General features: G+C 60.3%; 29 protein-coding genes, 1 tRNA gene and 2 riboswitches. Of the genes, 17 read left to right on the top strand and 13 right to left on the bottom strand.

Annotated features, from left to right (window positions below; translation table 11 throughout):
• Position 1: 1 nt before the first annotated feature.
• Positions 2-88, top strand: a riboswitch (glycine riboswitch).
• Between the two features lie 3 nt (positions 89-91).
• Positions 92-157, top strand: a riboswitch (glycine riboswitch).
• A 90-nt stretch (positions 158-247) separates the two neighbouring features.
• The 5 genes from gcvT (at position 248) to BUA42_RS02260 (ending at position 5609) form a co-directional block, all read left to right on the top strand.
• Positions 248-1372: a glycine cleavage system aminomethyltransferase GcvT gene (gcvT, locus tag BUA42_RS02245; RefSeq protein WP_072776699.1), complete on the top strand. Its 1125-nt coding sequence runs from the start codon at positions 248-250 to the stop codon at positions 1370-1372.
• A gap of 18 nt (positions 1373-1390) precedes the next feature.
• Complete coding sequence (gcvH, locus tag BUA42_RS02250; protein WP_072776061.1) at positions 1391-1750, top strand: glycine cleavage system protein GcvH; 360 nt, start codon at positions 1391-1393, stop codon at positions 1748-1750.
• A 114-nt stretch (positions 1751-1864) separates the two neighbouring features.
• The gene (gene gcvP / locus BUA42_RS02255; protein ID WP_072776062.1) at positions 1865-4708 is read left to right on the top strand and encodes an aminomethyl-transferring glycine dehydrogenase; all 2844 of its coding nucleotides are present in this window, start codon (positions 1865-1867) and stop codon (positions 4706-4708) included.
• Between the two features lie 80 nt (positions 4709-4788).
• On the top strand, positions 4789-4971 hold the full coding sequence (locus BUA42_RS21300) for a hypothetical protein (protein WP_143152592.1): 183 nt from the start codon (positions 4789-4791) through the stop codon (positions 4969-4971).
• On the top strand, positions 4968-5609 hold the full coding sequence (locus BUA42_RS02260) for an NAD(P)-dependent oxidoreductase (RefSeq protein ID WP_245818936.1): 642 nt from the start codon (positions 4968-4970) through the stop codon (positions 5607-5609). Before BUA42_RS21300 ends, BUA42_RS02260 begins: the two co-directional genes overlap by 4 nt.
• 22 nt (positions 5610-5631) lie before the next feature.
• Here the strand turns inward: BUA42_RS02260 and BUA42_RS02265 are convergent, their stop codons facing one another.
• From BUA42_RS02265 to BUA42_RS02275, 3 genes are all read right to left on the bottom strand, one after another.
• The gene (locus BUA42_RS02265; RefSeq protein ID WP_245818937.1) at positions 5632-6477 is read right to left on the bottom strand and encodes an inositol monophosphatase family protein; all 846 of its coding nucleotides are present in this window, start codon (positions 6475-6477) and stop codon (positions 5632-5634) included.
• Positions 6478-6604: 127 nt separating this feature from the next.
• Positions 6605-9133 carry an ABC transporter permease gene (locus BUA42_RS02270; RefSeq protein WP_072776065.1) on the bottom strand — a complete coding sequence of 843 codons (2529 nt, stop codon included), beginning with the start codon at positions 9131-9133 and terminating at the stop codon, positions 6605-6607.
• On the bottom strand, positions 9130-9822 hold the full coding sequence (locus tag BUA42_RS02275; protein ID WP_072776066.1) for an ABC transporter ATP-binding protein: 693 nt from the start codon (positions 9820-9822) through the stop codon (positions 9130-9132). The genes BUA42_RS02270 and BUA42_RS02275 overlap by 4 nt, the downstream gene beginning before the upstream one ends.
• 19 nt (positions 9823-9841) lie before the next feature.
• Here BUA42_RS02275 and BUA42_RS02280 point away from each other — a divergent pair, with 19 nt between their 5' ends.
• Together BUA42_RS02280 and BUA42_RS02285 are read left to right on the top strand one after the other, a co-directional pair.
• Positions 9842-10516 carry an arylesterase gene (locus BUA42_RS02280; protein WP_072776067.1) on the top strand — a complete coding sequence of 225 codons (675 nt, stop codon included), beginning with the start codon at positions 9842-9844 and terminating at the stop codon, positions 10514-10516.
• Positions 10516-11127, top strand: coding sequence for an SOS response-associated peptidase (locus BUA42_RS02285; protein ID WP_072776068.1), 612 nt, complete (start codon positions 10516-10518; stop codon positions 11125-11127). Before BUA42_RS02280 ends, BUA42_RS02285 begins: the two co-directional genes overlap by 1 nt.
• A gap of 6 nt (positions 11128-11133) precedes the next feature.
• Here BUA42_RS02285 and BUA42_RS02290 read toward each other — a convergent pair whose 3' ends face one another.
• On the bottom strand, positions 11134-11340 hold the full coding sequence (locus tag BUA42_RS02290; RefSeq protein ID WP_072776069.1) for a cold-shock protein: 207 nt from the start codon (positions 11338-11340) through the stop codon (positions 11134-11136).
• A 244-nt stretch (positions 11341-11584) separates the two neighbouring features.
• Between BUA42_RS02290 and BUA42_RS02295 the strand changes: the two genes are divergently transcribed.
• Positions 11585-11848 carry a hypothetical protein gene (locus BUA42_RS02295; protein WP_072776070.1) on the top strand — a complete coding sequence of 88 codons (264 nt, stop codon included), beginning with the start codon at positions 11585-11587 and terminating at the stop codon, positions 11846-11848.
• 57 nt (positions 11849-11905) lie between these two features.
• Here the strand turns inward: BUA42_RS02295 and BUA42_RS21065 are convergent, their stop codons facing one another.
• Together BUA42_RS21065 and BUA42_RS02300 are read right to left on the bottom strand one after the other, a co-directional pair.
• The gene (locus BUA42_RS21065; RefSeq protein ID WP_178346830.1) at positions 11906-12073 is read right to left on the bottom strand and encodes a hypothetical protein; all 168 of its coding nucleotides are present in this window, start codon (positions 12071-12073) and stop codon (positions 11906-11908) included.
• Positions 12074-12202: 129 nt separating this feature from the next.
• On the bottom strand, positions 12203-12763 hold the full coding sequence (locus BUA42_RS02300) for a L,D-transpeptidase (protein WP_178346831.1): 561 nt from the start codon (positions 12761-12763) through the stop codon (positions 12203-12205).
• Positions 12764-12999: 236 nt separating this feature from the next.
• On the opposite strand from BUA42_RS02300, the gene BUA42_RS02305 reads away from it, so the two are divergent.
• On the top strand, positions 13000-13203 hold the full coding sequence (locus BUA42_RS02305) for a dodecin family protein (RefSeq protein WP_072776071.1): 204 nt from the start codon (positions 13000-13002) through the stop codon (positions 13201-13203).
• Positions 13204-13256: 53 nt separating this feature from the next.
• Here BUA42_RS02305 and BUA42_RS02310 read toward each other — a convergent pair whose 3' ends face one another.
• On the bottom strand, positions 13257-13463 hold the full coding sequence (locus BUA42_RS02310; RefSeq protein WP_072776072.1) for a cold-shock protein: 207 nt from the start codon (positions 13461-13463) through the stop codon (positions 13257-13259).
• Positions 13464-13701: 238 nt separating this feature from the next.
• Here BUA42_RS02310 and BUA42_RS02315 point away from each other — a divergent pair, with 238 nt between their 5' ends.
• The 3 genes from BUA42_RS02315 to BUA42_RS02325 all read left to right on the top strand — a co-directional run bounded on the left by BUA42_RS02315 (position 13702) and on the right by BUA42_RS02325 (position 15237).
• Positions 13702-14049 carry a DUF3140 domain-containing protein gene (locus tag BUA42_RS02315; protein WP_072776073.1) on the top strand — a complete coding sequence of 116 codons (348 nt, stop codon included), beginning with the start codon at positions 13702-13704 and terminating at the stop codon, positions 14047-14049.
• On the top strand, positions 14046-14687 hold the full coding sequence (locus BUA42_RS02320; protein WP_072776074.1) for a Rho termination factor N-terminal domain-containing protein: 642 nt from the start codon (positions 14046-14048) through the stop codon (positions 14685-14687). The genes BUA42_RS02315 and BUA42_RS02320 overlap by 4 nt, the downstream gene beginning before the upstream one ends.
• 127 nt (positions 14688-14814) lie before the next feature.
• Positions 14815-15237 (top strand): thioredoxin domain-containing protein, encoded by a 423-nt coding sequence (locus tag BUA42_RS02325; RefSeq protein WP_072776075.1) that lies wholly within the window; start codon positions 14815-14817, stop codon positions 15235-15237.
• Positions 15238-15284: 47 nt separating this feature from the next.
• On the opposite strand, the gene BUA42_RS02330 is transcribed toward BUA42_RS02325, so the two are convergent.
• Together BUA42_RS02330 and BUA42_RS21070 are read right to left on the bottom strand one after the other, a co-directional pair.
• Positions 15285-15545 carry a hypothetical protein gene (locus BUA42_RS02330; RefSeq protein ID WP_245818938.1) on the bottom strand — a complete coding sequence of 87 codons (261 nt, stop codon included), beginning with the start codon at positions 15543-15545 and terminating at the stop codon, positions 15285-15287.
• A 191-nt stretch (positions 15546-15736) separates the two neighbouring features.
• A complete protein-coding gene (locus BUA42_RS21070) occupies positions 15737-16024 on the bottom strand; it encodes a hypothetical protein (RefSeq protein WP_072776701.1) in 288 nt (95 codons plus the stop codon).
• 181 nt (positions 16025-16205) lie between these two features.
• Between BUA42_RS21070 and BUA42_RS02340 the strand changes: the two genes are divergently transcribed.
• Positions 16206-16826 (top strand): REP-associated tyrosine transposase, encoded by a 621-nt coding sequence (locus BUA42_RS02340; RefSeq protein ID WP_072776077.1) that lies wholly within the window; start codon positions 16206-16208, stop codon positions 16824-16826.
• Between the two features lie 79 nt (positions 16827-16905).
• Here the strand turns inward: BUA42_RS02340 and ettA are convergent, their stop codons facing one another.
• The 4 genes from ettA to putA all read right to left on the bottom strand — a co-directional run bounded on the left by ettA (position 16906) and on the right by putA (position 23233).
• Positions 16906-18561: an energy-dependent translational throttle protein EttA gene (ettA, locus tag BUA42_RS02345; RefSeq protein WP_072776078.1), complete on the bottom strand. Its 1656-nt coding sequence runs from the start codon at positions 18559-18561 to the stop codon at positions 16906-16908.
• A gap of 76 nt (positions 18562-18637) precedes the next feature.
• Complete coding sequence (locus BUA42_RS02350; protein ID WP_072776079.1) at positions 18638-19006, bottom strand: GFA family protein; 369 nt, start codon at positions 19004-19006, stop codon at positions 18638-18640.
• A complete protein-coding gene (locus BUA42_RS02355) occupies positions 19003-19773 on the bottom strand; it encodes a rhomboid family intramembrane serine protease (RefSeq protein ID WP_072776702.1) in 771 nt (256 codons plus the stop codon). The genes BUA42_RS02350 and BUA42_RS02355 overlap by 4 nt, the downstream gene beginning before the upstream one ends.
• A gap of 31 nt (positions 19774-19804) precedes the next feature.
• The gene (gene putA / locus BUA42_RS02360; RefSeq protein ID WP_072776080.1) at positions 19805-23233 is read right to left on the bottom strand and encodes a bifunctional proline dehydrogenase/L-glutamate gamma-semialdehyde dehydrogenase PutA; all 3429 of its coding nucleotides are present in this window, start codon (positions 23231-23233) and stop codon (positions 19805-19807) included.
• 111 nt (positions 23234-23344) lie between these two features.
• On the opposite strand from putA, the gene BUA42_RS02365 reads away from it, so the two are divergent.
• The 4 genes from BUA42_RS02365 to BUA42_RS21385 all read left to right on the top strand — a co-directional run bounded on the left by BUA42_RS02365 (position 23345) and on the right by BUA42_RS21385 (position 24973).
• The gene (locus tag BUA42_RS02365) at positions 23345-23815 is read left to right on the top strand and encodes an Lrp/AsnC family transcriptional regulator (protein WP_425435015.1); all 471 of its coding nucleotides are present in this window, start codon (positions 23345-23347) and stop codon (positions 23813-23815) included.
• 31 nt (positions 23816-23846) lie between these two features.
• Positions 23847-24392, top strand: coding sequence for a tetratricopeptide repeat protein (locus BUA42_RS02370; protein ID WP_072776082.1), 546 nt, complete (start codon positions 23847-23849; stop codon positions 24390-24392).
• Between the two features lie 80 nt (positions 24393-24472).
• Positions 24473-24558: transfer RNA gene (locus BUA42_RS02375), tRNA-Leu, on the top strand.
• Between the two features lie 139 nt (positions 24559-24697).
• Complete coding sequence (locus tag BUA42_RS21385) at positions 24698-24973, top strand: Arm DNA-binding domain-containing protein (protein WP_245818939.1); 276 nt, start codon at positions 24698-24700, stop codon at positions 24971-24973.
• Positions 24974-24986: the final 13 nt, after the last annotated feature.

Here is a 24986-nt window from a genome sequence, read left to right on the forward strand (position 1 = left end):
CTCATCTGCGATGGGAGAACCGGTTCGACCGGTGCCGAAGGAGCAACCGCCCCCGGAAACTCTCAGGCCGAAGGACCGTCGTGGACATAAACTCTGGAGAGATTCCGGGCTTGCCCGGAGCGCCGAAGGGATAACGATCTCAGGCGAAAGGACAGAGGGGGCATAGGACGATCGCGCGCTTGCGTGGGTTGGAATATGCCGGATGGATGCCACAAACATGGTCCGGCCCGTTGAGAAGGGACTTCGCGTGAGCGATCTGAACCGGACGCCTTTGCACGACCTGCACCTGTCGCTAGGTGCCAAGATGGTGCCGTTCGCCGGGTACGAGATGCCGGTTCAATACAGCCTTGGCGTCATGAAAGAGCACCTGCATTGCCGTGCCGCTGCAGGGCTGTTCGATGTCAGCCACATGGGACAGGTGATCCTGCGTGCCTCTGATCCGGAGACCGCCCAACGAGCGCTCGAGCGGCTGATCCCGCAAGACGTGCTGGGGTTGGAGGAGGGACGTCAACGCTACGGCTTCTTCACCAATGACGCGGGCGGTATCGAAGACGACCTCATGTTCGCCAACCGCGGAGACCACCTGTTTCTGGTCGTGAACGCCGCCTGCAAAGAGGCTGACGTCGCGCGCATGCGGGCGGCGCTGGAGCCGGATGTGACCGTCAAGCTTTTGGAAAACCGGGCGTTGCTGGCGTTGCAGGGGCCCAAGGCGGAGGCGGTCTTGGCGGAGCATCACCCTATGGTGGCAAAGATGCGTTTCATGGACGTGGCAACCGTGCCGCTTGCGGGGACGGAATGCTGGGTGTCGCGCTCTGGTTACACGGGCGAAGACGGATATGAGATATCCGTCCCGGTGGCGGCCGCCACCGACCTGGCGCGGGCCCTTCTGTCACACGCGGATGTCGAACCCATCGGATTGGGCGCGCGCGATTCTCTTCGGCTCGAAGCGGGGCTTTGCCTTTACGGACACGATATCACGACCGAGACGTCTCCGGTCGAAGCCGGTTTGACCTGGGCCATCCAGAAAGCGCGCCGCACGGACGGAATGCGCTCAGGTGGGTTCCCCGGTGCCGACCGTGTTTTACGTGAGATGATCGACGGTACAGAGCAACGCCGGGTCGGATTACTGCCCGAGGGCCGCGCACCGATGCGCGAGGGCACGCAGATTTATGTCGATGAAACCGCGCCAGCGCCTGTCGGGACGGTGACCTCTGGCGGCTTTGGACCAAGTGTCAGTGCGCCGGTGGCCATGGGATATTTGCAAACAGAGTATTCCGCAGAAGGTACAACGCTTTATGGTGATGTACGTGGCAAGCGTTTGCCCGTTCGCGTGGCGAAGTTGCCCTTCGTCGCGCCCGGTTTCAAAAGATAGTCAGACCAAGAGGGATATATGAAATTCACCGAAGAACACGAGTGGTTGCGCGTTGAGGGCGATGAGGTCGTCGTGGGAATCACCGCGCATGCGGCAGAGCAGCTGGGAGACGTGGTCTTTGTCGAACTGCCAGATGAGGGCGCGACCGTCAGCAAGGATGACGAGATCGTCGTGATCGAGTCGGTCAAGGCCGCGTCCGACATTCTCGCGCCGCTCGACGGTGAAATCACCGAAGTGAACGAGGCCATTGTCGAAGAACCGGGCAAGGTGAACGACGATCCGGAAGGCGAGGCGTGGTTCTTCAAAATGAAGATCGAGGACATGTCGGCGCTGGACGATCTGATGGACGAGGCGGCCTACAAGGCGTTCATCGGCTAGTTTTGCCGCCCAACGCACCACGGGCGGATCGAGTACGGTGAGCGGTGTGTCGGCATATTTGGAAAAAGAAGAAGCAGGGGACGGTGCGCCGTGCCCACAGTCTGGAGAGTTCTCATGGGTTACGACGCCATCGACTATCTGCCTTACGACTTCGCCAACCGGCGCCACATTGGCCCGTCTCCGGCGGAAATGGCCGAGATGCTGGCGACGCTCGGCGTGTCGAAGCTGGACGACCTGATCGACGAGACGGTGCCGGAGGCAATTCGGCAAGCCGTGCCGCTCGATTTCGGCAAAGCCATGTCGGAACGTGAGTTGCTCTATCACATGCGGCAGGTGGCGTCGCAGAACACGGTTCTGACTTCGCTGATCGGCATGGGGTATCACGGCACGGTCACGCCGCCCGCGATCCAGCGCAACATCTTCGAGAACCCGGCCTGGTACACCGCCTACACGCCCTACCAGCCCGAGATCTCGCAGGGTCGCCTTGAAGCGCTTCTCAATTACCAGACGATGATCAGCGATCTGACCGGACTTGAGATCGCCAACGCCTCTTTGCTGGACGAAGCGACCGCCTGTGCCGAGGCGATGACCATGGCGCAGCGGGTCGCGAAGTCGAAGGCGACGGCGTTCTTCGTCGATGAGAACTGCCATCCGCAGAACATCTCGGTCATGAAGACCCGTGCCGCGCCCCTGGGGATCGAGGTCATCGTGGGCGACGTGGATGACATGGACCCGGACGCGGTGTTTGGCGCGATCTTTCAGTACCCCGGCACCTACGGCCATTTGCGCGACTTTACCGATGACATCGCGCGGCTGCATGCGGCCAAGGCGATTGCGATCATGTCCGCCGATCCGATGGCGTTGTGCCTGCTCAAGGAACCGGGTGCGATGGGCGCGGATATCGCGGTTGGGTCGACTCAGCGGTTTGGCGTGCCATTGGGCTATGGTGGTCCGCATGCCGCGTATATGGCGACGAAGGACGACTATAAACGCGCCATGCCCGGGCGCATCGTCGGCATTTCCATCGACAGCCACGGCAACAAGGCCTACCGGTTGTCGCTTCAGACCCGCGAGCAACATATCCGGCGCGAAAAGGCGACGTCGAATGTCTGTACCGCGCAAGCGCTTCTGGCGGTGATGGCGGGGTTCTATGCAGTGTTTCACGGACCCAAGGGTCTGCGCGCGATTGCGCAGCGCATTCATCGCAAGACCGTGCGATTGGCCAAGGGGTTGGAGGCGGCGGGCTTCAAGGTCGAGCCCGACGCGTATTTCGACACCATCACGGTGGATGTGGGTTTGTTGCAGCGGGGTGTGTTGCAGGCCGCCGTGCGCGAAGGGTTGAATCTGCGCCCTGTCGGCAGCACGAAGGTCGGGATCACGCTGGACGAGAAATCGCGCCCGGCCACGATCGAGGCGGTATGGCGCGCGTTTGGCCTGGTGAAACAGGATGACGATCTGACGCCGGAGTACCGGCTACCGGATGCGCTTGTGCGCAAGTCCGGCTATTTGCAGCACGACGTGTTCCACATGAACCGGGCCGAGACCGAGATGATGCGCTATATGCGCCGTCTTGCCGACCGCGATCTCGCGCTGGACCGCGCGATGATCCCGCTCGGGTCGTGCACCATGAAGCTCAACTCTGCCGCTGAAATGATGCCGGTGAGTTGGCGTGAATTTGCGGATATCCATCCCTACGTGCCCGACGATCAGGTGCGCGGCTATCACGATCTCATTGCGGATCTGAACGCGAAACTCTGCACCATCACCGGCTACGACGCGATCTCCATGCAGCCGAATTCCGGCGCTCAGGGTGAGTATGCGGGGCTTTTGTCTATCGCCGGATACCACCGGGCAAACGAGCAGGGGCATCGCAACATCTGCCTGATCCCGGTCAATGCACATGGGACAAACCCGGCGTCGGCGCAGATGGTCGGGTGGAAAGTGGTTGCGGTGAAATGCGACACCAACGGCTCCATCGACCTCGACGATTTCCGCGCCAAGGCCGAGCAGCATTCAGAGAACCTTGCCGGGACGATGATCACCTATCCCTCGACCCACGGTGTGTTCGAAACCGAGGTGAAAGAGGTTTGCGCGATCACGCACCAGCATGGCGGCCAGGTCTATATCGATGGTGCGAACATGAACGCGATGGTGGGCCTGTCCCGCCCCGGCGATTTGGGCGGTGATGTAAGCCACCTGAACCTTCACAAGACGTTTTGCATTCCGCACGGCGGTGGCGGGCCGGGCATGGGGCCGATTGGCGTCAAGGCGCATCTTATCCCGCATCTGCCGGGTCACCCGCTGGACGGCGAAGGCGCGGTGAGCGCGGCACCCTTCGGGTCGCCGTCTTTGTTGCCGATCTCCTGGGCGTATTGTCTGATGATGGGCGGTGAAGGGCTGACGCAGGCGACGCGTGTGGCCATTCTCAACGCGAACTACATCGCAACACGACTGACCGGGGCCTATGACGTGCTCTATCGCGGTCACAAGGGTCGCGTGGCGCACGAATGCATCCTCGACGTGCGCCCGTTTGAGAAATCGGCAGGTGTCACGGTGGAGGATATTGCCAAGCGCCTGATGGATGCGGGGTTCCACGCGCCAACGATGAGTTGGCCGGTCGCGGGCACGCTGATGGTGGAACCCACCGAGTCCGAGACCAAGGCCGAACTTGATCGCTTCTGCGACGCGATGCTGGCGATCCGCGAAGAAATCCGGGCGATTGAGGCGGGCGACATGGATCGCGACGTCAATCCGCTCAAGCTCGCACCGCACACGATGGAAGACCTCGTGAAAGAATGGGATCGTCCCTATAGCCGCGAGCAAGGCTGTTTCCCTCCGGGGGCTTTCCGCGTCGATAAATACTGGCCGCCGGTCAATCGGGTCGACAATGCCTATGGCGACCGTCACCTTGTTTGCACATGTCCGCCGATGGAAGATTATCAGGAAGCAGCGGAGTAGGACCTGAACGGCGCACGCGCTTAAAAAGAACGTGCGCCAAAACCTGTGCAACCATTTTCGCGGCGCTACGTTGCCTCGGTATGGAAAACATATTTCAATCACTCACAAAGCTGGTCACAGGATCGTCCTCGGACCCTGTCGCTCAAGAGCAGAACGTGCTGCCCATCAAGACGGTCACTGACTATCGCGGGAAGCTCGCTCTTAAACGTGATCGGTCTCAGCATCGTCGCTATACGGTGCATTACGAGGACCTTCAGAATTGAGCGACCCAATTCTGATTATGGGCGCGACGTCCGGCATCGGACGGTGCGCTGTAGACGAGGCCGTGATGCGCGGCCTCTCTGTGCGCGCCTTCTCGCGCAGTGCTGACGACCTGCAAGGCCTTGAAGGGGTGGAGCCAGTCCCGGGTGACGCGCGGAACGCCGACGATGTAGCAGCGGCCTTGAAGGGAGCGCGTGCGGTCGTCTACGCGCTTGGCATCAAGGAACGGGTGTCGATGCTGTGGGAGAAAGAAACGCTCTTCTCTGAATCGACGCGCGTCCTGCTTGATGAAATGGGTAAGAGCGACGTGCGGCGCCTCGTTGCCGTGACGGGGTTTGGCGCGGGTCGCAGCAAAAACGCCATGAGTTTCGTCGAACGAACCGGTCATCGCGCCATTCTGGGGAAGCCCTACGAAGACAAGGATCGGCAAGAAGCGCTCATTTTGGAGAGCAACATCGACTGGACGATCGTCCGACCAGTGATCCTTACCAAAGGCGGCCGGTCCACCGATTATAAGATCCTTCGGGAACCCGATCAGTGGCGCAATGGTCTTATCTCTCGGAAAAGCGTCGCACATTACCTGATCGACGCGGTCGAAAACGACCTTGACGTCAGAGCCGACGTGGTTCTGGCACGCTAAGCGCGCGCGCCCCGTCGCGCTGTTATTTGTCTTCCAGCAGGAATGACATGGCATCCCGCACCCGGCCCCATGTTGCGGCGTCGGGTGCGCAGAGCAGGTAGCCGTCGCGACGATCCGCGCGGTACTCTGACCCGTCAAGGCATGCCACGTGCCCGCCCGCCTGTTTGACGATCAATGCTCCAGCTGCGTGGTCCCAAGGACTCAGGCTCGAGCACAGCACGAAATCGGTGTGTCCTTGCGCCACCATTCGAAATTCGTGCGCTGCGCAACGCAGCATGTAAAGGCGGGCGAACCGCGTCATCAGCGTCGCCATTTCGGGCCGCTTGTCCTCCCGCAGATTGTAGAACGAGACGTAGCCGGAAAGCTCTTCGACCGGACCGCCTTTCGAGACATGGATCGACCGGGCGGGGCGCCGGGGTGCTATGACCTGTGTCGGCGTGCTGTCGTCAGCGATCATGATCTCGTCCGTGATGGGATCGTAGATCAGGCCGAAGACCGGATTGCCGAACCGCGTCGTGGCCAGGATGACGCCGAAGGTCGAAAGCCCGTGCGCAAAGTTCCACGTGCCATCCACCGGATCAATCGCAAAACCCATCTCGGCTGTCGCCAGACCGGCGATCTTTTCCTCTGTCGCGGTTTCCTCGCCCACGATATGCGCGTTAGGGAACATCGACAAAAGACCCCGCGTGATCATCTTTTCAGACTCGCGGTCGGCGGCGGTCACCACGTCCATCGGGCCGGATTTCTGGTCGATCTCGGCGTGGCTTAGCGTCCGGAACCGCGGCAGGATCTCGGCCTTCGCCGTGCGCCGCACGAGATTGATGATCTGGGTGCGTTGCGCCGGGGTCAGCGGCGCGGGAATGGGCATTGGAAGGCTTTCGGACATCTGGACGACTCGGGCGATTGCTGCGGTTTAGGTCTGCCATGCCAAGGGAATGGCCCTGGGGCAAGGTGGTATTGTGCGCACAAAAGCGTGTGCCGCCCGGCAACCGCCCCTATTCGCGGGCGCGAAGAACCTGAGCGGGACGAGCCGCAAGGGGACGCCACGCAAAGATTAGACCGGCGATGAGTGTCGCGAGGACCCCGCCGACGACGATACCGAGCGCCGATGTCCAGACGACCTCAAAGCTGCTGTCCATGATGAATGTCATCACCGCCCAACTGCCCAGAATGCCGGCGATCAGCGCGACAAATCCCGCCGCCGCACCAAGCAAGGCGGACCGTAGTGCAAAGCTTTGCAGAATCCGGCTGCGGCTCGCACCAAGCGTTTTGAGCACAGCGGCCTCATAGGTTCGCGCGCCTTCGCCAGCGGCTGCAGCGCCGATCAATACAAGGAAGCCGGTCAGCAACGTGGCGGCGGCACCCCATCGCACGGCGGCGCCAATGCCCTCTAGAAGCACGCTGACCCGGTCGATCGCATCGCGTACAGAAATCGCCGTGATGTTCGGAAACGCCGTCGCCAACTCGCGCAAAATGCGCGCTTCGTCTTCTTGCGGCGCGTAGACCGTCGAAATGAAGGTGTGCGGCGCGCCCTGAAGAGCGTTGGGGGTAAGCGTCATCACGAAACCCATTCCAGCGGTCGAGAAATCCACATCGCGGAAGCTGGTGATTGTCGCAGTGATATCGCGCCCAAGGATATTGACCGTCAGAGTGTCACCCAGGCTGAGACCCATTTCTTCGGCCTCTTCTATAGCGAAACTGACCTCGGGCGGACCGTCATGATCCGCGTCCCACCACTCGCCCGCAACGACGCGCGTGTTCTCGTCGGGTTGGGCGGCATAGGTCAGACCACGATCCCCTGTCACGACCCAATGGTCCCCAGCGACGTCGCGCGCCGGACGGCCGTTGATTTCGCTAAGAACGCCGCGAAGCATCGGGGCGGTGTCGATCCGCGCCACCGCAGGATCGTTTTCCAACATCTCTGTGTATTGCGGCATCTGGTCTGGCTGGATGTCCACAAAGAAGTAAGCGGGCGCGACTTCCGGGAGATCCCGGTCAATAGCGCTGCGCAGATTTCCGTCGATCTGTCCAACGGCAGCGAGGACCGAAAGGCCTAGACCCAAGGAAAGAACCACCGGCGCAGCCGCATCGCGTGGCCCGCCGATAGACGCCAAAGCCCACCGCCATGCAGGACGCCCCCGCATTGACTTGCCAGAGCGCTTCGCGAGCCACCGGATCCCGATGGCGGCGAAGACGAGAACAATCAGCGCGCCGATCAGACCACCGGCGGTCCAGAGCGTCAGGAAAGGGCTGCCTGAGAAGAACGAGGCCACGGCGACTAGCAGGGCCAGCAAAACCAGCGTGGCAATCACATAGCGCCACGCGGGGAGGGCTTTCGCCCCATCGAGCGCATCTCGGAACAACATTGCCGGGCGCACCTCTTCGGTGCGGGCCAGCGGCCAAAGCGTGAATACGAGCGCGGTCAGTAGTCCGTACAGTGCGGCCTCTGCCAAGGGCGCAGGGTGAATGGTAAAGATCGCGGGTACCGGCAGAGATGCACTGATTACCGGGCCAAACAGGATCGGCACCATCGCCCCAAGGACAAGGCCAAGGGCAATGCCAAGAATGCTGAGTGCGCCGATCTGTAGGAAGTAGGTCTGGAAAATCGTTGCACGGGTGGCTCCGAGGGTGCGCAAGGTAGCAATCACGGACGTCTTGCGCGCAAGATAGGCGCGCACTGCTGCCGACACACCGATGCCGCCCACTGCAAGGCCTGACAAGCCGACAAGGATCAGAAATGCACCGAGGCGGTCGACGAATTCCGCCACCCCCGGCGCCCCGTTGCGGGCATCGCGCCAGCGTAGGCCGCTACTTGGAAAGGCGTCTTCGGTCGCGTTTTCCAAAGCGTCAAGATCGCTTCCCGGCGGAAGAAGCAGGCGATACTCGGTTTCGAACAACGTGCCCGGCTGAAGTAGGCTTGCTTCGCGCAAAGCTTCGGTGGTCACAAGTGTGCGCGGACCGAGTGAAAAGCCGGAGGCCGAGCCGTCTGGTTCATTGATCAGAATTGCCGAAAGAACGAAGTCTTGCGTGCCAAGGCGGAAGCTGTCCCCGGGGCTGAGGCCGAGACGATCAGCCAGGAGCGGCGCCATGACCGCACCGGGCAACTTTTCTGTCCCTGCCAGCGCATCGGCCAAGGGCATGGACGGTTCCAGGATGACGTCCCCGGTCAAAGGATAGGCTGCGTCAACCGATTTTACTTGCGTCAGCGCGCGCTCTGCCTCGCCATCCGGATCGCGAACGACCATGGATCGAAAGTCCGTGATCTCGGAGATTTCGGTCGAGATGCTTTCGAGATAGGCGCGCTCATCCGGGTCGGCGAAGCGGTAGGTGAATTCGACAGAGGCATCCCCACCCAATAGGACAGAGCCTTGCGCCTCCAACCCCGATTGGATGGCGGATCGGACCGAGCCGACGCCTGCGATTGCGGCGACGCCCAGGGCCAAACAGGCCAGAAAGATGCGGAATCCTTTCAATCCCCCGCGCAGTTCACGGCGGGCAAAGCGGGACGCTGTGGTGAGGCTCATTCCGCGGCTTTCAGGGCTGTGTCTGCGATATGACCATCGGTCAGGCGTACCACGCGGTCGCATTTCGCCGCCAATTCGCGGCTGTGCGTGACCAGAACGAGCGTTGCGCCATGGCGGTCGCGCAGGCCGAACAGAAGATCAATGATCGCCTGACCATTGGCCCCGTCAAGGTTACCGGTTGGCTCGTCCGCCAAAAGAATTTCGGGCCGCGTAACCGACGCGCGCGCCAGCGCCACACGTTGCTGTTCGCCGCCTGACATCTGTGCCGGATAGTGGTCTGCACGGTGCCCCAGCCCCACGGCTTCAAGCTCTGCCTCAGCGCGCTGATAGGCATTGTTTTCGCCAGCGAGCTCAAGCGGTGTCGCGACATTCTCAAGCGCGGTCATTGTCGGGATGAGATGGAAGGACTGGAAAACGACACCCATATGCGCGCGACGAAATCTCGCCATCGCGTCTTCATCCATCGCGGTCAGGTCCTGCCCCAAGGCCAGTACCGACCCCGATGTGGCGGTCTCGAGCCCGCCCATCACCATCAGAAGTGAGGACTTGCCAGACCCGGACGGTCCGATGAGGCCCAAGGTCTCGCCCTTGTGAACGCTCAGGTCGATCCCATGTAGGATCTCGACCATTCCGGCATTGCCCTTGAGGCTGAGCGTGACATCTTTCAGGTCGAGAATGGGCTGTGTCATAGGATTTGGGAGCTTTGTAATGTTGCGTTGGTTCACATATGGGGCGGCAGCGGCCACCAGCAAGGTCCGCATGGCTGCTGTTTGCCTGTGCACAGTCACTGCGGCGCAGGCCGAAACTGTGGAAATCCTTGCTTTGGGCGACAGCCTGACCGCCGGATACGGGCTGATAGATCAGGACGGCTTCGTACCTCAGATGCGATCTTGGCTCGAAGAACAGGGGCTGGACGTGCGTTTGGTGAATGCGGGCGTCTCAGGTGACACCACGGCTGGCGGTCTGTCGCGTGTGGAGTGGTCGCTCAATCCGGGCACAGATGCTTTGATCGTGGCTCTGGGCGGCAATGACCTGTTGCGTGGGTTGGATCCGTCGGTGTCGCGCGGCAATCTGGAAGGCATTCTGCAGGTCGCCGAAGAGAATAACCTCGAAGTGCTTGTCGTCGGAATGGAAGCGCCGGGGAACTACGGGCCCGAATACAAGGCCGAATTCGACGCGATGTATCCCGAACTGGCCGAACGCTTCGGCGCGCTGTACTTCCCGCGCTTTTTCGAAGGCCTTTATACGGTTGGCGAGACACCGGCGGAGTTACGCGATGTGATGCAGCCCGACGGTATCCATCCGAACGAAACCGGGGTGGAACTGATCGTCGACGCAATGGGACCCGCCGTGGCTGAATTGGTTGCGCGCGCGGCCGAGTAATGCCCGGGCGGCTGTTCCTGACACGCGACGTGGCCGAATTGGCCGCCATCGCCGGTGTTGCCGCTCCAGAACCCGAAGAACCTCGACGGAATATCCAGCCGGGACAACAGGTTCTGACACTCACAACACACGGGTTCACCCGGATGCGTTGGGGCATGATCCCGACCGGGCGCACGAATGCGCGCGGTCGGCCGGTGATGGAGACAATTATCAACGCCCGCAGCGAGACGGTCTTCGACAAAACCGCGTACGAGAACATGCATCGGGCCGTGGTCCCGGCGGACGGTTGGTACGAATGGACCGGTGCTAAAGGACGGAAGACGGCGTGGGATATCCGATCCGATGACGGCGACGCGCTGTGGTTTGCTGCGATCTATGACATCTGGTCAGGGCCGGGCGGCATCAAGGTGCCACAAGTGGCCACCCTCACCTGCCAGCCCAGTGGCGATGTGCGCGACATTCACGACCGGATGGGGGTGTTGTTGTCACCGGCTGAGATACAGCTTTGGCTGACGGGCGACCAGGACGCCGCCCGTGGCTTGTTTCGGTCTTGGCCTGACGGACGACTGCGCGTCACCGCGGCCAAGGATGTGGATTGGTCAGGTCCCTGAGCTGGCTCAGGCCAGCGAGATGTTCACCGCAGCTTCGCGGCCATCGCGACCCGCTTCGAGGTCGAAGGTCACCTTTTGATTGTCAGCTAACCCGGTCAGGCCTGACCGTTCAACTGCGGAAATATGTACGAAAACATCTTTGCCGCCGCCGTCGGGGGCAATAAAGCCGTAGCCTTTTGTTGTGTTGAACCACTTGACGGTGCCTGTGGCCATCCGTTCGTCTCCTGTCTGTCTTTCAGTTCCGCCATGTGTAGCAATGACGGGCTCGGTCAGTCTTATCGCTTTACTGACCGTGTCGGAGCAGTGGTCGATAATGTAACTTTGCAATACAACTTTCCGGCAAATGCGCATTTGGGGCAAGCGAAAACCCGGCGTCTTCGCTTTGATGTGAAATGGCCTTGCCTTCGATCTCAAGCGCCCCATGTCTATCTCGAATGTGACCCAAGGGAGAACACGGATGTCGGGTGTTGAAGCGCGGAGCGCGGCCAAAGCCGAGCAGGATGAGTTTGAGGCACGCTACGTAAAAGCGCGCGCCGAGCTGGAGCGAAGCCGGATGATTGAGAACGGTCAGGCGGGCGCCCTCATGTTCGCGGCCATGGCGTATGGCGATGCGCTGGAAGAAAACAAGCTGTTCAAATCCGCGTCGCATGCCGCGAAGCTCTTTTGTATCGCAGCGGCATTTATCATCCCGAACCTGCTAGTGATCCGCGTTCTTTTGTAACGCAGAACTACCAGCCGAGGTCTCAAACCCGTGCCATGTCTGGCGCGGGTTTTTTTGTCAGCGATCCATTCTTAGCGTGGCCGCTGTGACAATAAATGTGGCAAAGGCCAGGCTGACAGCGATGTAGATCATTGCCGCTGCGACGCCTGTGGCGCCTGCAAACACCGCAACCGCAGCGGCGAGCCAACCGAAAATACTTCCAGAGATAAGAGATACTGCTGCCATCTTGAGGCCCCTTTGGATCAGGGTGCGCGAAATTCGTTAACGGCCCTTTAAGACCAGACGATTCCGCGATGTTTGTGGCAGCTTGCAGGAAACACCAAGGCCACGCAGAAATGGCCTTGGTGACAGCGATTAAAGGACAGTGACCACAGTGCCGATCGGCACGCGGTTGTACAGGTCTGTGACGTGTTCGTTAAGCATACGGATGCATCCGTTCGACACCGACTGGCCGATTGAGCGCGGAGCTGTCGTTCCGTGGATTCGGAAGAACGTGTCGCGCCCGTTCTGGAACAGGTAAAGTGCCCGCGCCCCCAAAGGATTTCGGGGTCCGCCGGGTTCAACGTAATCGTTGTCGATAAATTTGGTGTATTTCTCCGGCTCGCGCTCGATCATCTCTTCCGTCGGCCGCCATGTGGGCCACTCTTTCTTGACGGCGATCTCGGCGGTGCCGGTGAATTCGAGACCGGCTTTGCCCACACCGACCCCGTAGCGACGGGCGACACCCGGAGCGGTGACGTGATAGAGAAAATGCGCGCGCGGCATAATGAGGATCTGCCCGGGTTGCACATCACCTTTGACCCGCACGTCCTGCGGGCGGAAGATCGGGTCAATTCGAAAACTCTGTGCCGTCGCAATGCTGGGCGCAGCAAGGCCAGCAGCGGCAGCGCCTAAAAAATGTCGTCTTGAAATCATGGCAGCACTGATCCTTTCGTACCGGTAACGGACTCGCTCACCAGCGAGAATTTGCCACCGGTTACGCGAAAAACAAACCGAGCGGGATCCGGTTTGAGGTCGCAGAGCCTTGGTTTGCGGCACAAAGGACACGTTTTGAGATGGTTTTCGCGGTTTCGTGATTGCGGTCGCTTCCCGTTGGCAAACGATGACGTGGTCGATACGCTCGACCGTGTTCGTAACCAGGGAGAAAAGTCATGTCAGTGGCACGTGTCACCGAAATCATTTCATCATCGTCGAAAAGCTTTGAAGACGCCATCGAGAACGGCGTCGACCGAGCCTGCAAAACGCTCAAGAACGTGCAGGGGGCGTGGGTTCAGGATCAGAAAGTTGTCGTGGAAGACGGAAAGATCACCGAATACCGCGCCGTTTTGAAGGTTACCTTTGTCCTTGAAGACTAGGCGCACAAAAAAAGCGGGCCAAGCGGCCCGCTTTTTCCGAATTCTGTCGCGGCTTATGCCAGCGCGAGGTTGATCGCGCTTTCGCGGCCGTCACGGCCTGCTTCGATATCGAACGTGACTTTCTGATCGTCGCGCAAACCGGTCAGGCCGGACCGCTCAACAGCGGAAATATGGACGAAGACGTCCTTGGAGCCGCCATCGGGCGCGATGAAGCCGTAGCCTTTTGTGGTGTTGAACCATTTCACTGTGCCTGTGGCCATGTGAATATTCCTTCAAATTGTCCGTTGCCCGCAACATGCGGCAACCCGGCGAAGTCACGTCTGGATCGAAGACTGTGTGCCGAGGTCGGTCAACAGAAGGTCGAGTAGAAGATCGTTAGCAGCGCCCGTATGACAGGATGTCGCACTTCTGGCAAGCAAAACCCGTGCTTGCGTCTGTCTGCGCGGGAACTTGCTGGCGGGTATCGCGCGTTGTCTGTGAAACGCACAGGAGCCGCCAATGTCGTCGTCGAAATCGAAAGACCAGATCTGGGATGAGTGGAAAGACCTCGTCAACATGACAGCGAGCGAGCTGGAAGATTGGCTCGACACAGATGAATCGAAATCCGTCGGCGATAGTGACGAAGGCGAAAGCACCGGCCACAAATCAGGCCGCCGCATCGTGAAGATCAAGAACACCAACAAGGACGATCTGAGCGACGACCAGTGGGATCACATGGCCACCGTCGTTGGCTACATCAAACGCCATCTGTCCCAGGGCGGGCCGGATGACGACGTCGAAACCTCGGCGTGGCGCTATTCGCTGATGAACTGGGGCCACGATCCACTGAAGAAGGACGCATCATGAGTTCCGCCAAGAAAACTGATCCCGAACTGTGGGAAAAGGTCAAAGACGAGTACATGGAATCCGACAAGGGCGGTGACCCGGGCCAGTGGTCTGCCCGCAAGGCGCAATTGGCCGTGCAAGAGTACAAAAAGCGCGGCGGCGGCTACGAAGAGGACGGTCCGGATCAGGAAGACACTGATCTACACGAATGGACGGAAGAGGACTGGGGCACCAAATCGGGCGAGCAATCCGCCGACAGCGGAGAGCGCTATCTGCCCAAGAAGGTGCGCATGTTGTTGACCGAGGACGAATACGCCCGGTCTACGCAGAAGAAGAAAGACGGCGATGAACAATTCGTCGATCAGCCGGACGATGTGAAAGAGAAGGTATCCTACATTAAGGAAAACGGCCCGACGAAGGACATGCTGATGGAGAGGGCACAGGACCTCGACATCGAGGGGCGCTCGGACATGGATAAGGATGACCTGTTGCAAGCCATCGAAGACGCAACAGACGAAAACGGGCGCGGCAAAGGATCGGTTGCGGCGTTGGAGCAGAAGACCAAGGAAGAGCTTTACGACATGGCGCAAGACCGCGACATCGACGGACGGTCCGACATGTCCAAGGACGAATTGGTCGAAGCCTTGGCGCAAAGCTGACTTTTGCTCCGCACAGGTACATAATATCGTGCGTCGCGACCTGCGGCGCGCTTTTTCGTTTGCACTCTTGCGGGGCGCTATACCGCTTATCATATATCGAAACAGGAATGTATCGACGGAGGCAGATATGACCGGCAAGAAACTCACCTGTCTCGACTGCGGTCAGACCAATCGTGTTCCGGAAGACCGCCTGAACGCCGGTCCGAAATGCGGAACCTGCGGAACCGCCTTGATGCCCGGCAAGGCCATCGAAGTCGACTGGACCACATTGCAGAAGGCGGCCCGTACCGATGACGTTCCGCTAATCGTGGACTTCTGGGCGCCATGGTGCGGCCCGTGCCGGATGATGGGACCGGAGTTTTCAAAAGCTGCGGATACGCTGAAATCCCGCGCCCGGTTGGTCAAACTCAACACGCAGGACTTCCCGCAATCCGGGCAGACCTACGGTATCCGGGGCATCCCAACGATGATCCGGTTCGAACAGGGTCGTGAGGATGCGCGCCAATCCGGGGCCATGAGGGCCGAACAGATCGTCAACTGGGTTGGATAAACCCTACGACGCGAAGGCGCGCACCCGATTGCCGGGTGACGCGGAACTCAGTTCTTCCAGTTGGCCATCACGTCATAGCCATGTGGTTCAGGAGCCGCTTCGAGGTGGTCCGAGAACGCCCCCCAAAGCTCGCGGACTTTGTCGGCATTGGCGTCCGACGTGTCCTTATTCTCGGTGACCGAGATCACGTAACCGCTGCCGTCTTCATTCATGACATTGATGAATTCGTGCAGCCCGTTCATTCCCATGATCTGCGGTTTGAGCTGCTCCATCAGCGCCACCGCGGCATCTCGTGAATCGGCTTTCATTTTGTAATGTGTGACACGTGCAAACATGCGTCAGTCCCTCCCCTCGTTTTGTTAGAGGTGCAGCGCGCTCGTCACGTCTTGGATGTGGCGCCCGTCGCACCTTACGTTGACGTTAACACAAAACGCGTCACAGCGGGGATTTGTTTGCCGTGGCACGGCGCGCCCGGTCGACGCGCCGTCCGATCGGGCGGTTATGAACCGCCATCCGCATCACTGGGCAGGGCGACCGCAAGACGCGTCATCGCGCTGAGCTTGGTCAGACCGTCTTCCCCTGCTGTGACATATTCAAAGAGCACCCGGTCGCCGGTTCCGAGGTCGGCCGGGATTGCCATGTCTGAGGGCAATTCCCAGACGGTTTTGTCGGTCAAGACGATGATGTGGGCGTGGCGGTCAAAGGCGAGGATGAGGCCTTCGGTTTCGTCGGCAAAAGCTGCGGTGGCCGCCAGACCAAGGGCCGCAGAAAGCAGGAATGCGCGCATGGGCGTCGATGTCCAGATGAGGATGGCGCTCTCGGTGCGACCCGCACCTGCAGCCGCCGGACGGAGCCTCACGCCCGGATTGCGTGGGATTAGGGCTTTGCGCTGAGTCGCGCAACAGAAATGTTCGCGCAGTTGGAGGTAACTTAACGCGGGCTTTACGATGGTTGTGCGACGCCGAGGCATGTCGGCCTATCTGCGCCCACGCTGCCCCGGCGGGCGTATCTTTTTCACGGTCTGCCTCGCCCATCGCGGCAGCCGCCTGTTGCTTGACGAGATCGACATCCTTCGCGACGCCGTCCGCGTCACCCGCGCTCGCCGCCCATTCGAAATCGACGCGTGGGTCGTCCTCCCCGATCACATGCACGCCGTCTGGAGCCTGCCGGACGGCGATACCAATTACTCTGACCGCTGGGGCGCGATCAAATCCCGGTTCTCCAAGTTCGTGCGGTTGAAGCATGGCGGCGACATGGTGGGTTACAAACCCACCCTACATCAAAACGCGGCCGCCGCACGTAGGGTGGGTTTCCAACCCACCACAATCGCTCAAATGCGCGCCGCGAGAAGTCCCAGCCAAATCGCCAAAAAAGACGCCGGCATCTGGCAACGCCGCTTCTGGGAGCATCACATCCGCAACGAGGCCGACTACGCTGCACATGTCCGGTACTGCTGGATGAACCCTGTCAAACACGGGTTGGTCGCCGGGCCCGCCGATTGGCCGTATTCATCTATCCATCGCGACATTCAGCGCGGCATGGTCGATCCTGAATTCACGGGCAAGACCGTTTGGGGCAAATGCAGCTAACCTGCGTAGGGTGGGTTTCTAACCCACCAGTCATCCTCCATGAGAGTCGAATAAGGTGGATAACAAACCCACCCTACATTTACCGCACAAACTTCTTGAACTTCACGCGCTTCGGCTCCACCGCATCCGGTCCCAGACGGCGCTTCTTGTCTTCCTCGTAGTCCTCGAAGTTTCCCTCGAACCACTCCACATGCGCGTCGCCCTCGAACGCCAGAATATGCGTGCAGAGACGGTCGAGGAAGAAGCGGTCGTGGCTGATGACCACGGCGCACCCGGCAAAGTTTTCGATCGCGTCTTCCAACGCGCGGAGGGTTTCGACGTCCAGATCGTTGGTTGGTTCGTCCAACAGCAGTACGTTGCCGCCCTCTTTCAACAGGCGTGCCATGTGAACACGGTTGCGTTCACCACCCGACAGCAGACCCACCTTCTTCTGCTGGTCGCCGCCTTTGAAATTGAAGGCCGAGCAATAGGCGCGGGAATTCATCTGCGCGTCCCCAAGCTCGATGATCTCGGCACCGCCGGAAATCGACTCCCAAACGGTGGCGTCTTTCTCAAGATCATCGCGCGACTGGTCGACATAGGCGAGCTGTACGGTGTCGCCGTACGAAACGTCCCCTTCGTCCGGTTGCTCCTGTCCTGTGAGCATCTTGAACAGCGTCGATTTACCGGCCCCGTTCGGGCCGATCACGCCGACAATGCCACCGGGCGGTAGGGAAAAAGACAGGTCCTCGATCAAGAGCTTGTCGCCCATCGCCTTCTTCAAGCCATTGACTTCAATAACTTTCGAGCCAAGCCGCGGGCCGTTGGGAATGATGATCTGCGCACGACCGACCCGTTCGCGTTCCGACTGGTTCGCCATCTCGTTATAGGCCTGAATCCGCGCCTTCGACTTCGCCTGCCGCGCCTTCTGCCCCTGCCGCATCCATTCCAGTTCGCGCTCAAGCGTTTTCTGCTTCGCCTTGTCCTCGCGCGCCTCCTGTTCGAGCCGCTTGGCCTTCTGTTCGAGCCAGCTGGAGTAGTTGCCCTCGTAAGGAATGCCGCGCCCACGGTCGAGTTCGAGGATCCAGCCGGTGATATCGTCGAGGAAATAGCGATCGTGCGTGACGATCAGGATTGTACCTTTGTATTCAATAAGATGGTTCTGTAGCCACGCGATGGTCTCGGCATCCAGGTGGTTGGTCGGTTCGTCCAAAAGCAGCATGTCCGGCGCTTCAAGCAGCAGCTTGCAGAGCGCCACGCGACGCTTTTCACCGCCTGAGAGCGTGCTCACCGCCGCCTCGTCCGGTGGGCAGCGCAGTGCTTCCATTGCAACGTCGATCTGAGCGTCGAGATCCCACAAGTTGTTGGCGTCGATCTCATCCTGGAGCGCCGCCATCTCGTCAGCGGTCTCGTCAGAGTAGTTCATCGCCAACTCGTTGAAACGGTCGAGCTTGGCCTTCTTCTCGGCCACGCCCAGCATGACATTTTCGCGGACGTTCAGGCTATCGTCGAGCTGCGGCTCCTGCGGCAGATACCCGACCTTCGCACCTTCGGCGGCCCAGGCTTCGCCGGTGAAGTCCTTGTCCAGCCCAGCCATGATCCGCATGAGTGTCGATTTACCCGCTCCGTTGATGCCAACGACACCGATTTTCACGCCGGGAAGGAAGTTCAGGTGGATGTTTTCGAACGTCTTCTTGCCGCCGGGATAGGTCTTGGAGACCCCGCTCATGTGGTAAACGTACTGGTAGGAAGCCATGGTCACGGTCCTTTGAAACTGGATTTGGCGGAGGGATACACGCGGTGGCGGGGCCGTGCAATCGGACTTGGCGTGCTCAGGTGGCGGGCGGGTCGTTGATGCCGTCGACCCAGACCATCGGTTCGTAGTCGGCGGGATTCACGCCGTCGATCGCCCCCAGGTTCAGACCGAATTCCCTGGGGTTCGACCGGCGCTTGTGGTGCGTGTAGATCCCGCATGTCTTGCAGAAGAAATGCTGCGCCGTATGCGTGCCGAAACTGTAGAGCGTCAGGTTTTCTTCACCTTTCACCACATGCAGGTCTCCTTCGGCAATCGACACGTTCGGCGCTGCGCGGCGGCGACAGAAGGTGCAATCGCATCGACGCGCCGAGGCGAGGTCCTCGCGCAGAATGGCCTCCAACTCGACCGCGCCGCAATGACAGGATGCCTTGATGCGCTGTGTCATTTCCGGCGGACCTTCGGGATACGACTGCGCGGACCGCTGCGTGGGATGCGGGATTGGACGGTTGGATAGGTTGCCTCGGGATGCGGCGGATGCCCTTCGGTGCTGGTCCAGTATTGCGGCCCTCCAAGGCGCAGCCAGAGCGGAATAGTGAGCACCAACCCGATCACAAACCCGCCGACATGGGCCCAATAGGCCACGCCGCCTTCGTCAGAAGGGCTGCCGAACCCGCCAAAGACCTGCATCGCGAACCAGAGGCCCAGCATGATCCAGGCTGGGATGGGCAGGATTTTGAAGAACACGATGAAGAAGATGAAGATATCGACCCGCGCTTTGGGAAAGAGAAGGAGATAGCCTCCCATCACACCGGCGATGGCCCCGGACGCGCCGACGGTGGGCACCTGCGATCCGGGCGCGCTGATGTAATGAATGAACCCGGCCCCGAGGCCCGCCGCGAGATAGAACAGCGTGAAACCGACATGCCCCATCTCGTCTTCCATGTTGTCCCCGAAGATGAAGAGGAACAGCATGTTGCCCAACAGGTGCATGATGCTGCCATGCAGGAACATCGAGGTGAAGAAGCCGCTGAAGCCAAGCCCTTCGTTTACCAGCGCAGGGATCAGGGCGTAGTCGAAATAAACCTGCATGATCGCGCGCTCGTCCTGCATCAGCGGCCAATAGCTGAGGAAGATCAGGACATTCGCGGCGATCAAGATGTAGGTGACGAAAGGCGTACGGCCGGACGGGTTGTGATCTCGGATGGGAAACATGATCCGACAGTTGGCCCAAAGGCGCGGCGCGTCAAGCCGCGCCGCCCAGTAGCTGTGCGTTTCCACCCGATGCGGTCGTGTCCACGCACACATGGCGTTCAGAACACGCATGTCCAACGTCCGGCATTCCCGTCACGAGTGGCAGGATTGGTCCATTACGCGCGGCGAGCGCTGTGCGCAAAGCACGCGCGTCTGTCGGGTCGCCCCACCAGATCACGCCGGACAGAGGCGCGAGGTCTTTGAGCCAGTGCGGATCGATCGCCCCATCGCTTGTCACCGCGATCCCTCCAAGGTCTGAAATGGCCTTGGACTGCACCGCCGCCGCGTCCGTCCCGGGGCCGAGGCAGAGTACCGGCCCGCGCGGGGACGTCGTGAGCACATTGGATTCACCCGTCGGTCCTGGCAGTGAGACACTGTGTTGAGCCACGCGCTTTCCGTCACCGCGAAGAGCCTTTTCCAACCGATCCTTGCTATCAACCATTGTCCAGTCCACGTGCGACGCATCGACCGGATACGCCCTGAAGCGATCAAGGTAATGCGGACCTCCGGCCTTGGGTCCGGTGCCCGACAGGCCTTCGCCGCCAAAGGGTTGGCTGCCGACGATGGCGCCAATCTGATTGCGGTTGACGTAGATGTTTCCGGCCTCGACCCGCTCTGACAGATGCTGCACACGGTCGTCGATGCGGGTGTGCAGGCCGAAGGTAAGGCCATAACCCGTGGCGTTGATGGCGTCTGCCACTGCGTCGATGTCCTTCGCCTTAAAGGTTGCGACATGCAGGACAGGGCCGAAAATCTCCCGTTCCATATCAGCGATGCTGTTCACGCGGATAAGGGTCGGGGGCACGAAATACCCGGTTTTGGGTGCTGACACTTGATGCAACACCCGTCCATCGCGAGCGGCTGTTTCGATATACGTCTGGATATCCGCGCGCGCCTCTTCATCGATCACGGGGCCAACATCGGTCCCATAAACCCACGGATCGCCAAGCATCAGCGCATCCATAGCGCCGGTCAACATTTCAAGGAAACTCTGCGCAATGTCGTCTTGGATATACAGGCAGCGCAGCGCTGAACAGCGCTGACCGGCGGATTGAAAGGCGGATTCGATGATGGCCTGCACGGCCTGTTCCGGAAGCGCTGTGCTGTCCACAATCATCGCATTGAGCCCGCCGGTTTCCGCGATGAACGGCGTGCCCGGGTCAAGATGGTCCGCAATACTTCGATGAATAACCTGCGCGGTTTCCGTTGAGCCGGTAAACGCGACACCGGTCACTTTTGGATTGGATGTCAGCGCAGCACCAATGTCGCCCGCGCCGGGCAGAAGCTGCAGGGCGGTCCTTGGCACGCCCGCGTCGTGCATCAAGGCAACGGCGCGATCCGCGATCAACGGCGTCTGTTCCGCCGATTTGGCAAGCACCGCATTGCCAGCGGCAAGCGCCGCCGCAATCTGGCCGGTGAAAATGGCCAGAGGAAAATTCCAGGGGCTGATACACGCAAACACACCGACCGGCGGCGCACCATCGGATCGGGCCGCATAGTAGCGCAGGAAGTCCACGGCTTCGCGAAGCTCTGCCACTGCATCCTGATGCGTTTTCCCCGCCTCGCGTGCGAGAAGGGCGAAAAGTTCACCAAAATGCGTTTCATAGAGGTCCGCCGCACGGTTTAGGACAGCGCTCCGCGTACTTGCGTCTACACTCCAGGCCTTCGCCGCGGAACAGGCAGCAGTGACCTGATCGACGGTGGCCCATTCAACTGTGCCGACGACATCGTCCGGTCGCGCAGGGTTCGTAATGGACTGCGTCTGGCCGGAACCGGATGCATCCGTGGACAGCCGAGGTGTCGCCGCCCACTGCGCCGTTGCAAAAGGTGCGCGTGCCACTTCGATCTTCTGTCGGGTCGGACGATGCGTCAGGTCCCATCCTTCAGAATTCGGTCTCTCCGGGGCGAACAACTCTGGCCCGGTGGGCAGGTGGACAGTGGAGGTCTGGCTGAAAGGGTCAGCCGCCACCTCTTTTGCTGGAACATCGGTATCGACAATCTGATTGACGAAGGAACTGTTGGCCCCGTTTTCGAGCAAGCGGCGGACGAGGTAGGCCAGTAGATCGCGATGTGCGCCCACTGGGGCATAGATACGACAGCGCGTGCCTTCGCGGTCCTTGACGATATTGTGCAGGCTTTCGCCCATGCCGTGCAGGCGCTGGAATTCAAACGCGGTCTTGTCCTTGGCCATATGCAGAATGGCCGACACGGTATGGGCGTTGTGGGTCGCGAACTGCGGATAAATGCGATCGGTCATCCCCAGAAGTCTGCGCGCATTGGCGATATAGCTGATGTCGGTGTGGTGCTTGGCGGTGAAGACAGGGAAACCGGGCAAACCGGCCACTTGGCCGCGCTTGATTTCGGTGTCCCAGTACGCCCCTTTGACGAGGCGCACCATAATCTTGCGGTCCAGCCGCTCGGCCAGATCGTGCAGCCAGTCGATGACATTCCCCGCGCGCTGCGCGTAGGCCTGCACGACGACGCCGAACCCGTTCCAGCCCTTCAAGGACGGCTCCGAGAGGACCTCTTCAATGACGTCGAGTGAAAGTGACAGACGGTCCGCCTCTTCCGCGTCCACGTTAAGACCAATACCAGCAGAGCGCGCAAGTTGTGCCAGTGTCCGCAGCCGGGGAACAACCTCCGCCAAGACCGTGTCGCGCTGCATCTCTTCGTATCTTGGATGCAGGGCGGAAAGCTTGACCGAGATGCCGGGATTGTCGCGGATGTCCTTCGAGGTGGCCGCCTCCGCAATTGCACTGATCGCGCGGGAATAGGACAGGTGATAGCGACGCGCGTCCGCTTCGGTGCGCGCGGCTTCGCCAAGCATGTCGTAGGAATAGGTGAACCCACGTGCCTCGGTTTTGGCGGCGCGGGACATGGCGGTCTGAATCGTTTCCCCCAGGACGAATTGTGCACCCATCTCTTTCATCGCGCGACCGACTGCGGTGCGGATGACGGGCTCCCCCAGCCGCTTGATCGCGCCGCGAAGATGGCCAACGGGACCTGGTTCTTCGTCCTGAAGCACTTTACCGGTGAGCATCAGTGCCCAGGTCGATGCATTGACGAGGGGCGATGTGCTGGCGCCAAGGTGGCTTGCCCAGTCGGATGGTGCGATCTTGTCTTCGATAAGCGCGTCGATTGTCGCGGCGTCCGGCACGCGGAGCAAAGCCTCTGCCAGGCACATGAGCGCGATACCTTCATCGGTCGACAGACCGTATTCGCTCAGAAAGACATCCATCAAGCCGGGATGCGCATCTTCCCGGATTGCAGTCACCAACCGCTCCGCCTCTGCGCTGATTTCGTCGCGATCGGCCGTGGTCAAAGCGGCGAAGTCCCGAAGCGAACTGAGCGTTTCATGCTCGTCCGCATAAGTGTTGGCATCAATTCTTGTGCGCAGATCAGGTGTCGCGTCGCGTGGCATGGCAATCTCCGGTGATATACCCTAGAATATCACTGAAAATGCGGGATGAACGCCGGTTCACTGCGGTTAAGGCGCGACTTTGTACTGAAATTAACGGGAATGACGGGACAAGTGAACACAATTGATTTGGACGGGTTTGACACGGCGATTCTGCAAGAGCTTGCCCGGGACGGCCGGATCTCGATCACAGAGCTCTCGCGACGGATCGGCTTGTCCAAATCGCCGACACAAGCGCGTTTGCGAAGGCTTGAAGAAGCCGGGGCGATCCGCGGCTATCGTGCGCTGCTAGATCCCATTCGCTTGGGCCTCGACCACATCGCTTTTGTCGAGGTGAAGATGACCCACACACGCGAGGCTGCTTTGGCCGAGTTCAACGAGGCACTTGCCAAGATCCCCGAGATTGAACAGGCGCATCTGATCGCGGGTAACTTCGATTATCTTCTGAAGGTTCGCACCGCGAACATGCGCAGTTATCGCAGAGTGCTGGCCGAGAAGATCTCGACACTTCCGCACGTCGCGTCCACCTCCACCTACGTGGCGATGCAGGCCGTCAAAGAGGATGGTTTCGGGAACGTGACTTGACCGTCCCGGCGCGCCATGGCCCAATTGACGCATGCGATTTTTCCTGACCATCCCATTCCTCGTCTCCGCCCAACTTGCGGTGGCCGATGGCTGTCCCGTCGCCCCGGATCACGAAGCAACGCTCGATAGTCTCTATGCCGAGATCCAAACCGCGCCGAACCAGATGGTGGCGCGAGGCATCTCGAACCAGATGTGGGAACTGTGGCTGGAAGCGCCCGACGAGCCGTCGCAGATGATGCTCGACGCGGGCCTACGCGCGTTGCGCGTCGGAGACTATCTGCGCGCGTTGGATCAGTTGAACAAGCTTGTGTCCTACTGTCCCTTTTACGCCGAAGGCTACAACCAGCGGGCCTTTGTCCGGTACCTTAGCGGTGATTTCGAGGCAGTGCTCCCCGACCTTGACCAAGCTCTTGACATCAACCCACGGCACACGGGTGCCCTGACCGGAAAAGCGCTGACCCTGATGGCGCTGGACCGGGGCGACGAAGCGCAAGCCGTTTTGCGCGATGCGGTTGCATTGAACCCATGGCTCAGCGAGCGGGCGCTGCTGATCGAGCCGGAAGGTGATCCGCTCTGATCTGCGGGACTGCGCTGCGCTGACCAACACCGTCCAAACGGATTGTTTTCATCCGCCCACCTCGCTAGGGATATCGCAGTGCGGGCGTGATGGAATGGTAGACATATCGGACTTAAAATCCGAAGGCCTTAGCGCCGTGTGGGTTCGAGTCCCACCGCCCGCACCAATAAGTTGTTCGCCAACGTTGACCTGTGTCGCCCTTTCAGGCCAGATGCCCATGAGAAAAAGGGCATTGGTGTCCACAGGCGTTCACGCGCGTCCGTGGCCATCACCCTCCAAGACGGGGGGCTGGCTGGGGGGCTGGCATGAAAAACACGCTGACCGCGATAGCGATCAAGAAGGCAGGCGACGGCAAACTCTTCGACGGTGGCGGACTGACGCTGGTGAAAAAGAATGGCTCTGGAAAATGGGTGTATCGCTACACACACCTTGGAAAGCGCCGGGAAATGGGGCTGGGCGCTTGGCCGACCGTCGGTCTGGCCGATGTGCGTACGGCGCGCGATGGATGGGCGCAAGTGCTTGCGTCGGGACGCGACCCGATCACAGTACGGTCAGATCAAGAGGCGGAAGCCATCGCCTAGCGCGACAGGAGCG

It is taken from the genome of Marivita hallyeonensis (assembly GCF_900129875.1).
GTDB lineage: Bacteria > Pseudomonadota > Alphaproteobacteria > Rhodobacterales > Rhodobacteraceae > Marivita > Marivita hallyeonensis.

Excerpts from the sequence above, each read along its gene's own strand:
- BUA42_RS02350 (WP_072776079.1), bottom strand. The coding sequence starts at position 19,006 with ATGACACAGCGCATCAAGGCATCCTGTCATTGCGGCGCGGTCGAGTTG.
- putA (WP_072776080.1), bottom strand. The coding sequence starts at position 23,233 with ATGCCACGCGACGCGACACCTGATCTGCGCACAAGAATTGATGCCAAC.
- gcvH (WP_072776061.1), top strand. The coding sequence starts at position 1,391 with ATGAAATTCACCGAAGAACACGAGTGGTTGCGCGTTGAGGGCGATGAG.
- gcvP (WP_072776062.1), top strand. The coding sequence starts at position 1,865 with ATGGGTTACGACGCCATCGACTATCTGCCTTACGACTTCGCCAACCGG.
- BUA42_RS02320 (WP_072776074.1), top strand. The coding sequence starts at position 14,046 with ATGAGTTCCGCCAAGAAAACTGATCCCGAACTGTGGGAAAAGGTCAAA.
- BUA42_RS21300 (WP_143152592.1), top strand. The coding sequence starts at position 4,789 with ATGGAAAACATATTTCAATCACTCACAAAGCTGGTCACAGGATCGTCC.
- BUA42_RS02275 (WP_072776066.1), bottom strand. The coding sequence starts at position 9,822 with ATGACACAGCCCATTCTCGACCTGAAAGATGTCACGCTCAGCCTCAAG.
- BUA42_RS21385 (WP_245818939.1), top strand. The coding sequence starts at position 24,698 with ATGAAAAACACGCTGACCGCGATAGCGATCAAGAAGGCAGGCGACGGC.
- BUA42_RS02340 (WP_072776077.1), top strand. The coding sequence starts at position 16,206 with ATGTCGGCCTATCTGCGCCCACGCTGCCCCGGCGGGCGTATCTTTTTC.
- BUA42_RS02290 (WP_072776069.1), bottom strand. The coding sequence starts at position 11,340 with ATGGCCACAGGCACCGTCAAGTGGTTCAACACAACAAAAGGCTACGGC.
- BUA42_RS02280 (WP_072776067.1), top strand. The coding sequence starts at position 9,842 with ATGTTGCGTTGGTTCACATATGGGGCGGCAGCGGCCACCAGCAAGGTC.
- BUA42_RS02265 (WP_245818937.1), bottom strand. The coding sequence starts at position 6,477 with ATGCCCATTCCCGCGCCGCTGACCCCGGCGCAACGCACCCAGATCATC.
- BUA42_RS02285 (WP_072776068.1), top strand. The coding sequence starts at position 10,516 with ATGCCCGGGCGGCTGTTCCTGACACGCGACGTGGCCGAATTGGCCGCC.
- BUA42_RS02315 (WP_072776073.1), top strand. The coding sequence starts at position 13,702 with ATGTCGTCGTCGAAATCGAAAGACCAGATCTGGGATGAGTGGAAAGAC.
- BUA42_RS02310 (WP_072776072.1), bottom strand. The coding sequence starts at position 13,463 with ATGGCCACAGGCACAGTGAAATGGTTCAACACCACAAAAGGCTACGGC.
- BUA42_RS21065 (WP_178346830.1), bottom strand. The coding sequence starts at position 12,073 with ATGGCAGCAGTATCTCTTATCTCTGGAAGTATTTTCGGTTGGCTCGCC.
- BUA42_RS02330 (WP_245818938.1), bottom strand. The coding sequence starts at position 15,545 with ATGAAAGCCGATTCACGAGATGCCGCGGTGGCGCTGATGGAGCAGCTC.
- BUA42_RS02370 (WP_072776082.1), top strand. The coding sequence starts at position 23,847 with ATGCGATTTTTCCTGACCATCCCATTCCTCGTCTCCGCCCAACTTGCG.
- BUA42_RS02325 (WP_072776075.1), top strand. The coding sequence starts at position 14,815 with ATGACCGGCAAGAAACTCACCTGTCTCGACTGCGGTCAGACCAATCGT.
- BUA42_RS02305 (WP_072776071.1), top strand. The coding sequence starts at position 13,000 with ATGTCAGTGGCACGTGTCACCGAAATCATTTCATCATCGTCGAAAAGC.
- ettA (WP_072776078.1), bottom strand. The coding sequence starts at position 18,561 with ATGGCTTCCTACCAGTACGTTTACCACATGAGCGGGGTCTCCAAGACC.
- BUA42_RS21070 (WP_072776701.1), bottom strand. The coding sequence starts at position 16,024 with ATGCGCGCATTCCTGCTTTCTGCGGCCCTTGGTCTGGCGGCCACCGCA.
- BUA42_RS02270 (WP_072776065.1), bottom strand. The coding sequence starts at position 9,133 with ATGAGCCTCACCACAGCGTCCCGCTTTGCCCGCCGTGAACTGCGCGGG.
- BUA42_RS02300 (WP_178346831.1), bottom strand. The coding sequence starts at position 12,763 with ATGATTTCAAGACGACATTTTTTAGGCGCTGCCGCTGCTGGCCTTGCT.
- BUA42_RS02295 (WP_072776070.1), top strand. The coding sequence starts at position 11,585 with ATGTCGGGTGTTGAAGCGCGGAGCGCGGCCAAAGCCGAGCAGGATGAG.
- BUA42_RS02355 (WP_072776702.1), bottom strand. The coding sequence starts at position 19,773 with ATGTTTCCCATCCGAGATCACAACCCGTCCGGCCGTACGCCTTTCGTC.